We start from the raw sequence: 12,361 nt of genomic DNA, 5'->3' as shown, positions 1-12,361 counted from the left end.
GATTATAAACCAGAACAGATCAGTATTATAGGCGCCGTGACAGGAATAGGCAATCATTCAGTATGATCAGGATAACGGTTATCTTCTATTTTGCAGCATAATAAAGGATATCACCAATTACCAATTACACCTCAGGAGGGAGAAGGAACAGCAATGGAATATGTAACACTTAACAACGGCGTACAGATGCCGATACTGGGGTATGGCGTATACCAGATCCCGGATCACGAGGAATGTGAAAGATGTGTGCTGGATGCGATCCATGTCGGCTACCGGTCAATAGATACCGCCCAGGCGTACCGGAACGAAGAAGCGGTGGGACGGGCTATCAAGGCCAGCGGAGTTGCCCGCGAAGAGTTCTTTATCACCACGAAGGTGTGGATCTCAAACGCAGGCTATGAGAAAGCCAAAGCATCCGTTAAGGAATCCCTGAGAAAGCTTCAGCTCGATTATTTGGACCTGGTGCTGATTCACCAGCCGTTCAACGATTATTACGGAACGTACCGGGCGCTGGAAGAGCTCTACAAGGAGGGGATTATCCGGGCTATCGGAGTCAGCAACTTCTATCCGGACAGATATATCGACCTTGTGAAATTCAGCGAAGTGGTTCCCGCCGTCAATCAGGTGGAGACCCATGTCTTCAACCAGCAGACCGCAGCTCACGAGATTATGAAGAAATACAATACGCAGATTGAATCCTGGGGGCCGTTTGCCGAAGGGAAAAACAATTTCTTCACTAATCCAACCTTAGAGGAGATTGGCGGTAAATACGGTAAGTCAGTAGCTCAGACAGCACTGCGTTACTTGATCCAGCGGGGTGTGGTCGTCATTCCCAAGACGGTCAGCAAAGAGCGGATGGAGCAAAATTTCAATGTGTTTGATTTTGAGCTGACTGCCGGGGATATGGAAACTATCGCAGCGCTCGATACAGGTGAAAGTTCGTTCTTCTCCCACGCCGATCCGCAGACCGTTGAGTTCATGACCGATTACGGTAAAAAGGGCCTGGAATAACACTGTAAGTTAAACAAAGGTTATTCTCGAAAAAAAAGAACCTGATGAAATCATCAGGTTCTTTGCATTGCATATAAACAGACAGAGTGATATAATCAGTCTGCGACTTTTAAAACGGAAAATAACATAGAAATATCACCTTACAATATGATTGTATCATGCCGTGAATTTCTTGTCAAATATTTTTTATTTTAGCGTATAGGAGTGATGGGATGAGTCCACTGGTGTTCGGTTTACAGGAGTTGGATCACACACAGCTATGGCTGGTTGGCGGAAAAGGATTAAACCTTGGAGTATTATCCGGCATGGAAGGAATCCGGGTACCTGAAGGCTTCTGTATAACAACCGAATGCTACCGGAAAGCCGTCGAGCCGAATGAAGCGTACCATGCGCTGTTGGAGCGTTTGAACACATTCCATCCGGAGGACCGGGAGCAGATCGGTGAAATCAGCGGAGAGTTGCGCCGCGTGATTATGGAAACAGAGCTTCCTTCGGATGTCGCGGACGCCGTAATGGAGCTGCTCTCCCGGTATGGCGATGAGTACGCTTATGCTGTGCGTTCCAGTGCGACGGCTGAGGATCTGCCGCAGGCCTCTTTTGCCGGGCAACAAGACACTTACCTGAATATCATTGGGTTAGACGCCATTCTGGAGCATATTCGCAAGTGCTGGGCTTCCCTGTTTACAGACCGCGCAGTCATCTACCGGATGCAGCATGGATTTGACCATAGACGAGTCCATCTGTCCGTGATCATACAGAGAATGATTGTTCCGCAGGCGTCAGGGATATTATTTACCGCTGATCCGGTGACTTCGAGCCGCAAGGTCGTAGCTATCGACGCAGGTTACGGACTCGGGGAAGCGCTGGTCTCCGGCCTGGTGTCTGCCGACCATTATAAGGTGCAAGCAGGGAGAATAGCCGCTAAGGTGATCTCTGCCAAGCATTTGGCTGTGTATGGGCTCGGGGAAGGCGGGACAGAGACCCGTCCGGTACCTGCTGACCAGCAGCAAGCACAGACCCTGACAGATACCGAAATAATGGAGCTGGCACGACTCGGAAGACAAATTGAAGCTCATTTTGGCCGTCCGCAGGATATTGAATGGTGTTTGGCGGAGGGAATCTTTTATATCTTGCAAAGCCGGCCCATCACTACGTTGTATCCGATCCCCGCCGTAGACGATGAAGAGAAGCATGTCTATGTCTCTGTAGGCCATCAACAAATGATGACGGACCCCATCAAGCCCTTGGGCTTGTCCTTCTATCTGTTAACCACCTATGCGCCCATGCGTACCGCTGGCGGCAGGCTGTTCGTCGACGTCGCCCGGAATCTGGCTTCGGCAGCCGGCAGAGACATGCTACTGAATACGCTGGGTCAATCCGACCCGCTGATTAAAGACGCATTACTGTCTATTATTGAGCGGGGAGATATTATCGCACCTTTTCCGGAGGATGAAGCAGCAGCGGGGCCCGGGAATAGCCCTTCAGCCATGCCTGCAGCGGATAATGAAGCGCAGATCGATAGTGATCCGGCCATCGCCGCTGAACTAATCCGGAGCAGTGAAGCCTCCATCGCAGAGCTGAAGCACCATATCCAAAGCAAGTCAGGGGCAGCATTGTTCGATTTTATTATGGAGGATATCCAGGAACTGAGGAAGACGCTGTTTAACCAGCACAGCTTGAAGATCATTATGGCCGCAATGGATGCATCGGCTTGGATTAATCGACGGATCTATGAGTGGTTGGGTGAGAAGAATGCGGCGGATACGCTTACCCAGTCTGTGCCTGGCAATATTACCTCCGAGATGGGTCTGGCGCTGATGGAAGTCGCCGATGTAATCCGAGCCTATCCCAAAGTCATAGCGTATCTGAAGCAGGTGAAGGAGGACGGCGAAGGGTTCGGGGAGGAACTCGGCAAGCTGGCGGGCGGGCATGAGTCCCTAAACGCGATCAACGGCTTTCTTAGCAAATACGGAATGCGCTGTCCCGGAGAAATCGACATCACCCGAACGCGGTGGAGCGAGAATCCGGCAGCACTTATTCCGGTAATTCTTACCAACATCAAGAATTTCGGGCCCGGGGCAGGCAAACGGAAATTTGCGCAAGGAAGACAGGCAGCCTTGGCCCATGAAGAAGCCCTGCTGGAACGGTTAAAGCAGCTGCCGGAGGGTGAACACAAAGCCCGGGCAACTCAATTAAGGATTGATCTGCTCCGTAATTTCAGCGGCTACCGCGAATATCCGAAATACGCTATGGTTAGCCGATATTTCATCTATAAGCAAGCGCTAGTGAAAGAAGCCGAGCAGCTTGTACAAGCGGGTGTGCTTCATCACCCGGAGGATATCTTCTTCCTTTCGTTCGAAGAACTGCATCAAGCTGTGCGTACCCGGACACAGGACAAAGAAATCATCCGCGCCCGGAAAGAGGAGTACAAGTTATTCGAGAAGCTGACACCGCCGCGTGTAATCACATCGGACGGCGAAATTATTACAGGTAAATACCACCGGGACGGCCTCCCGGCAGGGGCACTTGCCGGTCTGCCTGTCTCCTCCGGCGTTATTGAAGGACGCGCCCGTGTTATGCTGAGCATGGAGGAGGCTGATCTGGAAGAGGGGGACATTCTGGTGACCGCTTTTACAGACCCCAGCTGGACTCCGCTATTCGTATCCATTAAAGGCCTGATTACCGAAGTCGGAGGACTCATGACCCATGGCGCTGTCATTGCTCGCGAATACGGCTTGCCAGCGGTTGTCGGCGTAGAGAACGCTACCGGACTGATCCAGGACGGGCAGCGCATCCGCTTGCACGGAACCGAAGGGTATATCGAAATCCTGTAAGAAGAACGGGAAGGAGACGAGGGCGGCGAACCATGAGCAGTATGTTTATGATCGGCGAAATATCCAGGCTGTTTCAAATTGATATCCGGACCTTGCGTTACTACGATGAAATCCAGCTGTTCACACCGGCTCTGGTCGATGAGCAGACAGGTTACCGGTATTATGCGATTGAACAATTTGAGCGCTTGAATACGATTCTGTATCTCAAGGCGCTGAATATTCCCTTGAAGGAAATCAAGCGGTTTATAGACAACCGGAGCATTGACGATGTGTTAGCCTTGTTAAAGGAGCAGCAGAGCCGTACGGAAGAGAAGATCAGAGAGCTTGAACAGATTCATAAGAAAATACACCAGCGGATACATCAGATCGAAGCTGTATCGAGCGCAGAGGAATTAGGCAAAATCCGCGAGGTACAGCTCCCGGACCGGATGATCATAGTGCTGAAGCAGAGAATCCATAGCAGCGACAATCTGGAAATGTGGATACGTATGCTGGAGAACAACAACCGGCTGAAATCGAGTGTTTTTCTGGGGCAGGTCGGATTGATGATATCGCTCAGCAGTCTGCGGGAGCGGAAATTCGATGAATATGATGCCATTTTCCTGTTCATGGAACCGGGTGGTGATGATGGTGCAGATACTGCCGCACAGCTGCTTCCCCGTCATAAATACCTGACCGTCCGGTTTGCAGGAACCCATGCGGATGCGGCGCCTCATTATGATACGTTGCTCAAATATGTCCGGGAGCAAGACTACACCCTCGCGGGTGATGCTCTTGAAATCACTTATATCGACTATGGTCTAACCCAAGACCCGTCCAAATTCGTGACCGAGATTCAGCTGCCGGTGATTTCTAATTAACGCTATCCAATTTCCTGATGCTATTGACCCTCCAGCTGCTGGAGGGTTTATTCTTGTTCCTAAAAAGATGGGGGAGCGACCAATGATTGGAACGATTGTGAATACGGCCGCAATCATTGCGGGCAGTTTGGCGGGAAGTATTTTTAAAAGAGGTCTGAAGGAGTCTTACCAGGATATCCTGATGCAGGCCATGGGACTGGCTGCGACAGCCCTGGGCGGCATTCTCGGGCAGATGCTTGATTTAGAGCAGCGGTTCAAGCAGGTGTTGTCCAGGTTCTCCAAGGGGAATCTGGCGGAGGGGTTATCCACGGCCATATTGCTGTTCTGTGTAGGTACTATGTCGATTCTGGGGCCGATAGAAAGTGCACTGCACGGTAATCATACGTATCTGTATACGAACGCGATCCTTGACGGGGTAACCTCTATAGTGCTCGCTTCCACATTCGGTATAGGCATTATTTGGGCGGCAGCGGTGCTGTTCTGCTGGCAAGGCTCACTGTACCTGCTGGCACATGTCTTATCCGGGTTTCTCACACCTGAGCTGCTGACCGAGACCTCAATTGTCGGCGGGGTTCTGATCTTGTCCGCAGGCTTAAGCATTCTTGGCATTCGCAGCTTCAAGACGATCAACCTAATCCCGGCACTGCTGATTCCGGTGATCTTTATGGCGGTCAAGTCTATGTTGGGGCTTTAAGGGGGAAGCGTCTCGTCCAAGACATAACAGAGGGTCCCGGCAACCGGGACCCTCTGTTATTGACATGCCCCAGATGCTTCAGGCACGTTCTACCGTTTTTGACGTAAAAGCTCTGCGGATCAGCTTGATGACTTCCATCAGGATGACGGCACCCAGGGCAAGACCGGCGGCTACCAGCCATTCCGACATTCCGAACGAAGCAGGAATCGAGAAGATGCTGCGGATTCCCGGCAGAACGGTAATGCCGTAAAAGGCGATGCAGACCAGGACGGCGCCGATCACGTATTTGTTGCTGAAGAATCCGGCTTCAATGGAAGTCTGACTGTTCGAGCGGGCGGCGAAGGTCTGCAGCGTACGGGACAGGATCAGCGTGGTGAAAGCCATCGCTACGCCCATATCCGATGAATGCTGAAGTCCGATGTACAGGGAGACAATGACGGCAATCCCGATCAGCAGACCGCGGGTAATGATGGCTTGCATCATGCCTCCGGCAAAGATCCCTTCCTTGAGGTCCCGCGGTTTCCGGTTCATCACATTGGGTTCCGGCTTCTCCATACCCAGCGCAATCGCAGGCAGAGAGTCGTTCGCCAGATTGATGAACAGCAGCTGGATGGCCGTGAACGGGTTCACCCAGTCGAAGATCAGAGCAAAGAGGATGGCGATAATCGCACCCAGATTGCCGGAGAACAGATAGGCGATTGCTTTCTTGATGTTATCGAATACCGTTCTGCCTACGGATACAGCATTAACTATGGACACGAAATTATCGTCGGTCAGAATCATTGCCGCCGCATCCTTGGCCACATCGGTTCCGCTGCCCATGGCTACACCGATATCGGCCTGCTTCAAGGCAGGGGCGTCATTGACACCGTCGCCGGTCATGGCAGTGATTTTACCCTTTCGCTGCCACGCCCGTACAATCCGGATCTTGTTCTCCGGGGATACCCGGGCGTAGACGCCGATCTGTTCGAGCTTGCCATCCAGCTCCTCGTCAGACATGGCATCCAGCTCCTGGCCGGTTACGGCAATTTCCTTATCGGTCATGAGGCCAATATCTCGTCCGATCGCTTGTGCGGTGGTCTTATGGTCACCGGTGATCATGATGGTGCGGATACCGGCCTTCTTGGATTCGGCAATCGCCCCGTATACGGCATCCCGTGGAGGGTCGATCATGGCGGTTAAGCCCACAAGCACCAGATTCTGCTCATCCTCCAGCCCGATTTCTGTGACCGAGTTCGGTACAGTCTTGTAGGCATAAGCAAGCACGCGCAGGGCTCTGCTGGAGTAATCCTCATTGGCTTTAAAGAAAACCTCCAGCATTTCGGGGGTCAACGGCACTTCCTCTTCCCCCAGCAGGACATGAGTACACCGGTCGAAGAGCACGTCAGGCCCGCCTTTGGTGAGCAGCGCCTTTTGTCCATCGAAGGTGTGCAGTGTTGTCATGAGCTTACGGTCCGAGTCAAAAGGCAGCTCGGCTTCGCGGGGGAAATTGTCGCGGATTTCCTTATAATCTTTATTCTTGCTGTTGCTGAAGGCGATAAGCGCCACTTCAGTCGGGTCACCGAGCTCTTTTCCATCCTCATTAATGTTGGAGTCGTTGCAGAGTACGGCTATGTGCAGGAGCCGTCTGGCCTCCACTGACCATTCCTCATGATGCCGGTTAAATTGGTCACTGTCCCCTTGCGGTAAGAAGTAATCGACAACCGTCATTTTATTCTGGGTGAGGGTGCCGGTCTTGTCCGTACAGATGACACTGGTCGACCCCAGTGATTCCACGGCCGGAAGCTTGCGGATAATCGCATTCTGCTTGGCCATTTTGTTCGTACCTACGGAAAGAACAATAGTGACGATGGAAGAGAGGGCCTCGGGAATGGCGGCGACGGCCACGGCGACAGCAAACATGACCGCATTCAGGATTGCTTCAGTGGTATCGACCGTAGTATCCGACAACCAGACACGTCCGGCCTGGATGGCAAAAATCAAAACAGATAGGATAACAATCGCTATGCCGAGCTGCTTGCTGAAGGCTTCGAGCTTGCGCTGCAGCGGTGTCTGCTTTGCTTCGGCGCTTTCAATGAGCTCGGCTATCTTGCCGATCTCGGTAGTCAATCCGGTTCCTGTGACGGCGAAGACACCGCGGCCGTATACGACCAGGGAACCGCTGAACGCCATATTGCGGCGGTCGCCGAGCGGAGCCTCTTTATCAATGATGTTGACATGTTTCTCGACCGCTTCCGATTCACCGGTCAGCATACCTTCATTGATCTTCAGGCTTTCCGATTCAATGATCCGTCCGTCGGCAGGCACGAAATCCCCGGCTTCCAGCACGACGATATCGCCGCGGACGAGTTCCCTCGCCGCAACGGTAGTGAGCGCCCCGTTCCGCAGCACCTTGGCCTCGGGTGCCGACATCTGCTGCAAGGCGGCAAGTGAGCTTTCGGCTTTCCGGGTCTGGATGACGCTGATTACGGCGTTGAGAATCAGGACCAGGAAGATGATCAGCGATTCCATCACATGCCCCATAATAATCTGGACCGTGGCCGCTACCAGCAGAACCACTACCATCGGGTCCTTGAAATTCTCCAGGAACAGCTTCCAGATAGGGTCCCGGTTCTTTCCCTTTAATTCATTGTACCCGTCCCTAGCCAGACGCTGCTCAACTTCTGCTGAAGCAAGCCCGCGCGGCGAACTCTCCAGCTCCTGCAAGCTCTCCGATGCACTCTTACGGTAATACTCCACTAATGATAGCTCCTCTCTGCAGTAATGTGATTTAGCTTCAATGTTTACAGCTTCGGTTTACTGGACTAATACCCATTAAGCGCTTGTTATACGCATGTATGTATAGGCTAAGCGTTAGTTTACCCAGTTCGGATTGAAGCTATCTTAGAACTTACGGTTTAATTTGCGACAAGTTTCAACATGACTTGAAACCGGTAGTAACCGCCTTCTTCAACCGCATCACACCTTCCTGCAGCTCTGATTCCGATAAATGAGCAAACGATAAATAGATACCGTACTTTGTGCTTGGGGCCGCAGAACTGCTGACCTCTGAGTACAGAACCCCTTCCGAGCGGGCCGCTCTGCGAAAATCAGCAAAAGCGGAGGCATCGCCCTGCCACCAGCCAAACACATGCAGGCCCGCATCATTGTCAACCCACTCAAACCAGGAGGCAAGCTCCTGATTGAGCAACTGGATCAGCACAAGGAATTTACGGCTGTAAAAACGGTTCATCCGGCGCAGATGCCGCTCATATTGACCGCTTGCCATAAAGGCTGCCAAGGCCCGCTGCTCCAATAAGTTCACCGGTCTGGGCTCATATAAGGCCTGCGCCTTTCTGAAGGTGTCAGCCAGGGCGGGAGGTAGGACAACATAACCCAGCCGTACCTCAACAGGCAGAGTCTTCGTGAAGCTGCCCAGGTAAATGACCCGTCCTTCTTTATCCAGCGTCTTCAGCGGCTCCACATGCATCCCGCGATAGCGGAATTCACTGTCATAATCATCCTCCACAATCATGGCATCCTGACGGTGTGCCCACTCCAGCAGCGTTTGCCTGCGCTCCAGACTAAGCATTTCACCGGTGGGGAATTGCCGGGAGGGTGTAACGAATAACAGCCGGGCCTGCCAATCCTGCGGCACAAGACCCTGGCCATCCAGATTGGCTTCAACCAATCCGGCTCCGGCTGCCTGAATGGCTTGCGCGATCCCGACATAGGACGGGCTCTCCGTAACCACCAGATCGCCGGGACCGGCAAGCAATTGGGTGAGCAGGGCAATGGCCTGCATGGAGCCGGCCGTAACTGCGATATGCTCCGCATCCGCCTGAATTCCCCGCATCCTGCGGAGATAGGCGGCAATGGCCTCCCGTAGCTTCGGATCTCCTAAAGAACTGACGGAAGCCGAGGCCGCATTCAAATCCGGCTCCCGGTTACGCACCTCTGCATACAAGCGGTTATTCCATTCCTCGTAAGGGAATTTCGAGAGGTCCGGCTGATACCGGCTGAAGTCGATGACGGCTCCGGATTGTTTCAGGGCATCTCCGGGAGTTACCATATCACGCGTTGCCGGTTGCCCCAGTTGCCGGATACGCTGCCCCCATCCCGACAGGTGCCGGACTGCAGGTTCCGCAATGAATTCTTCATTACTTAAGTCGATTTGGTAGGCCACAAAGGTGCCTTTGCCATGCTGTGAAAGCAGGTAGCCCTGCGAGGTCAGCATATCGTAAACCTGATTCACGACCCCCCGGGATATATGATACGCTGCGGCCAGTTCCCTTGTAGAAGGCAGCTTCTCGCCGTACAGGATCTGTCCTTCATGAATCGCATCACGAATCGCCTGGTAAAGAGCCTTCATCTTGGTGTTATTCCGCTCTAAATAAGAGCAGTAAGCGGCATGAAATTGCATATGTCCTCCAGTTATCATTCATAGTGGTACATCAAAAACCGTTATAATTGGATCTTTTTAGTTGTCAGTACTCACCTTATACTAAGCCATAGATTGCAGACGATCAAGAGCCGCACGGAGCAGTGAACTATTAACCATACATAGGAGGAATACAAGCATGCAACAAGGAACAGATCGCGTTAAAAGAGGCATGGCTGAAATGCAAAAAGGCGGCGTCATCATGGACGTCATGAATGCCGAGCAGGCAAAAATCGCAGAAGCGGCAGGAGCCACAGCCGTTATGGCTTTGGAACGGGTACCCTCGGATATCCGTGCAGCAGGCGGCGTCGCCCGTATGGCTGATCCGACCATTATCGAAGAGGTAATGAAGGTGGTGTCCATTCCGGTTATGGCCAAGGCTCGGATCGGACATTATGTCGAAGCGAAAGTGCTGGAATCTCTGGGTGTCGATTACCTCGATGAAAGTGAGGTCCTTACTCCAGCGGATGAAGTGTACCATATCGACAAACATGAGTTCACCGTACCGTTTGTATGCGGCGCCAAAGATCTGGGAGAGGCACTCCGCCGGATCGGCGAAGGTGCAGCCATGATCCGTACCAAAGGCGAGCCGGGAACAGGCAACATTGTCGAAGCGGTCCGGCATATGCGGCTGATTAACAGCCAGATCCGCAAAGTGCAGAACATGTCCAAGGATGAGCTGTACGCTGAAGCCAAGAATCTTGGAGTACCTTACGAGCTGCTGCGCGATGTTCATGAGCATGGCAAGCTCCCTGTAGTAAACTTTGCCGCAGGCGGCGTGGCTACGCCGGCGGATGCGGCGCTGATGATGCATCTGGGAGCGGACGGGGTGTTTGTCGGCTCCGGTATTTTCAAGTCCGACAGCCCTGAGAAGTTTGCCCGTGCCATTGTTGAAGCTACTACGCACTTCACGGATTACAAGCTGATCGCCGAGGTGTCCAAGAACCTGGGAGCCCCTATGAAGGGGATTGAAATTTCGAAGCTGACGGCGGCGGAGCGTATGTCCGACCGTGGCTGGTAAGAGAGTAGGAGACGGCAAATGAACATCGGTGTATTGGCGTTACAGGGAGCGGTTGCCGAGCATATGCGGAGCATTGAGCTGGCCGGCGGCACCGGGATTGCCGTAAAGAAAACGGAGCAATTAGCTGACATTGACGGTCTGATCATTCCCGGCGGAGAAAGCACAACCATCGGCAAGCTGATGCGGAAATATGAATTTATAGAAGCGATCCGCCACTTCTCCAGCAAAGGGAAGCCTATATACGGAAGCTGTGCAGGACTGATCGTTCTCGCCGAGCGGATTAGCGGCGGAGAGGAACCGCATCTGGGCCTGATGGATATCACGGTAGCGCGGAATGCCTTTGGCCGCCAGCGTGAAAGCTTCGAAACGGCGCTTAGGCTGAAGGGGCTTGACGAAGAGATCCAAGCCGTGTTTATCCGTGCCCCGTTAATTGAAGCCGCCGGTCCGGAGGTAGAGATCCTGGCCAGCTACGACGGACAAATTGTGGCCGCACGCCAGGGGCATTTGCTGGTCTCGTCGTTCCATCCGGAATTGACGGAGGATATCAGCTTCCACCGGTTCTTTCTGGATATGGTGATTGAAGCGGCAACATCCAACATTCAATAACCACAAGCACCTCAATAACCATAAGCACCTGCCGGTTCTGCGTGAACTGGCAGGTGTTTTTTTGAACCCGGCTCTTATATGACGGATTCTCTTCAAGAAGCGAGATTCTGCCGGGTAGACACGAGTACAGCCCTCTGACGACCGGCGGGCTTCGCCATTCTTTTTATGATAAACTTGGAGGTGAGCCTAGATAGAAACAGGAGGATGAGGGATGAGCTTTGTTGCAGTAAAGGATGAGTACAAGCGCTACCGGATGGGTGAGAGCGTCATTGTTGCCAATGACGGCATTGATTTTGAGATCAACAAAGGCGAATTTGCGGTAATTGTCGGTCCCAGCGGCGCCGGTAAATCGACCGTGCTGAATATTCTGGGCGGGATGGATTCCGCCGACGAAGGCCAGGTCATTGTGGATGGTACGGATATTGCCAAATTCAGCAGCAAGGAGCTGACCGGCTACCGGCGCAATGACGTGGGCTTCGTGTTTCAGTTCTACAATCTGGTACCGAATCTGACGACGCTGGAGAATGTCGAGCTGGCTTCGCAGATCTCCCCGCGGGCGCTGGATGCGCGCAAGGTGCTGGAGGATGTGGGGCTTGGGGAACGGCTGAATAACTTTCCGGCCCAGCTGTCGGGCGGGGAGCAGCAGCGCGTCGCCATTGCCCGCGCGCTGGCCAAGCAGCCCAAGCTGCTGCTCTGCGACGAGCCGACTGGGGCACTGGATTACAACACCGGCAAGCAGGTGCTGAAGCTGCTGCAGGATACCTGCCGCAATACGGGAACAACGGTTATTGTTATCACCCATAACCTGGCCATTGCGCCTATGGCTGACCGGGTGATCGAGATCAACAACGCCAAGGTACGGAAGATGGTCGTGAATCCTTCGCCGGTATCCGTAGACGATATCGAATGGTAAGG

General features: G+C 53.0%; 9 protein-coding genes. 7 read left to right on the top strand and 2 right to left on the bottom strand.

The window, feature by feature from the left end:
* Positions 1 to 153: 153 nt before the first annotated feature.
* The 4 genes from F1379_RS15580 (at position 154) to F1379_RS15565 (ending at position 5,399) form a co-directional block, all read left to right on the top strand.
* Entirely contained in the window at positions 154 to 1,011 is an 858-nt protein-coding gene (locus F1379_RS15580; protein ID WP_150271341.1) for an aldo/keto reductase, read from the top strand.
* Positions 1,012 to 1,223: 212 nt separating this feature from the next.
* Positions 1,224 to 3,845, top strand: coding sequence for a phosphoenolpyruvate synthase (gene ppsA / locus F1379_RS15575; RefSeq protein ID WP_150271339.1), 2,622 nt, complete (start codon positions 1,224 to 1,226; stop codon positions 3,843 to 3,845).
* Between the two features lie 32 nt (positions 3,846 to 3,877).
* A complete protein-coding gene (locus tag F1379_RS15570; protein WP_150271336.1) occupies positions 3,878 to 4,705 on the top strand; it encodes a MerR family transcriptional regulator in 828 nt (275 codons plus the stop codon).
* 82 nt (positions 4,706 to 4,787) lie between these two features.
* Positions 4,788 to 5,399, top strand: a complete 612-nt coding sequence (locus tag F1379_RS15565; protein ID WP_150271334.1) for a DUF554 domain-containing protein — start codon at positions 4,788 to 4,790, stop codon at positions 5,397 to 5,399.
* A 78-nt stretch (positions 5,400 to 5,477) separates the two neighbouring features.
* On the opposite strand, the gene F1379_RS15560 is transcribed toward F1379_RS15565, so the two are convergent.
* Both F1379_RS15560 and pdxR read right to left on the bottom strand, forming a co-directional pair.
* Entirely contained in the window at positions 5,478 to 8,138 is a 2,661-nt protein-coding gene (locus tag F1379_RS15560) for a cation-translocating P-type ATPase (protein WP_150271332.1), read from the bottom strand.
* A gap of 175 nt (positions 8,139 to 8,313) precedes the next feature.
* Positions 8,314 to 9,801 carry a MocR-like pyridoxine biosynthesis transcription factor PdxR gene (pdxR, locus tag F1379_RS15555; protein WP_150271330.1) on the bottom strand — a complete coding sequence of 496 codons (1,488 nt, stop codon included), beginning with the start codon at positions 9,799 to 9,801 and terminating at the stop codon, positions 8,314 to 8,316.
* A gap of 157 nt (positions 9,802 to 9,958) precedes the next feature.
* Here pdxR and pdxS point away from each other — a divergent pair, with 157 nt between their 5' ends.
* The 3 genes from pdxS to F1379_RS15540 all read left to right on the top strand — a co-directional run bounded on the left by pdxS (position 9,959) and on the right by F1379_RS15540 (position 12,359).
* On the top strand, positions 9,959 to 10,840 hold the full coding sequence (gene pdxS / locus F1379_RS15550; protein ID WP_150271328.1) for a pyridoxal 5'-phosphate synthase lyase subunit PdxS: 882 nt from the start codon (positions 9,959 to 9,961) through the stop codon (positions 10,838 to 10,840).
* A gap of 18 nt (positions 10,841 to 10,858) precedes the next feature.
* Positions 10,859 to 11,446: a pyridoxal 5'-phosphate synthase glutaminase subunit PdxT gene (pdxT, locus tag F1379_RS15545; RefSeq protein WP_150271326.1), complete on the top strand. Its 588-nt coding sequence runs from the start codon at positions 10,859 to 10,861 to the stop codon at positions 11,444 to 11,446.
* A 211-nt stretch (positions 11,447 to 11,657) separates the two neighbouring features.
* The gene (locus tag F1379_RS15540; RefSeq protein ID WP_150271323.1) at positions 11,658 to 12,359 is read left to right on the top strand and encodes an ABC transporter ATP-binding protein; all 702 of its coding nucleotides are present in this window, start codon (positions 11,658 to 11,660) and stop codon (positions 12,357 to 12,359) included.
* Positions 12,360 to 12,361: the final 2 nt, after the last annotated feature.

Source organism: Paenibacillus tepidiphilus (genome assembly GCF_008635795.1).
GTDB classification, from domain to species: Bacteria; Bacillota; Bacilli; order Paenibacillales; family Paenibacillaceae; genus Paenibacillus_AQ; species Paenibacillus_AQ tepidiphilus.
Note: the sequence above shows the minus strand (reverse complement) of the source record. Positions and strands in the feature narration are given on the sequence as shown.

Bases quoted from the DNA above. Each gene is read 5' to 3' on its own strand.
- F1379_RS15540 (WP_150271323.1), top strand. From the start codon at position 11,658: ATGAGCTTTGTTGCAGTAAAGGATGAGTACAAGCGCTACCGGATGGGT.
- F1379_RS15570 (WP_150271336.1), top strand. From the start codon at position 3,878: ATGAGCAGTATGTTTATGATCGGCGAAATATCCAGGCTGTTTCAAATT.
- pdxT (WP_150271326.1), top strand. From the start codon at position 10,859: ATGAACATCGGTGTATTGGCGTTACAGGGAGCGGTTGCCGAGCATATG.
- F1379_RS15580 (WP_150271341.1), top strand. From the start codon at position 154: ATGGAATATGTAACACTTAACAACGGCGTACAGATGCCGATACTGGGG.
- F1379_RS15565 (WP_150271334.1), top strand. From the start codon at position 4,788: ATGATTGGAACGATTGTGAATACGGCCGCAATCATTGCGGGCAGTTTG.
- pdxR (WP_150271330.1), bottom strand. From the start codon at position 9,801: ATGCAATTTCATGCCGCTTACTGCTCTTATTTAGAGCGGAATAACACC.
- pdxS (WP_150271328.1), top strand. From the start codon at position 9,959: ATGCAACAAGGAACAGATCGCGTTAAAAGAGGCATGGCTGAAATGCAA.
- ppsA (WP_150271339.1), top strand. From the start codon at position 1,224: ATGAGTCCACTGGTGTTCGGTTTACAGGAGTTGGATCACACACAGCTA.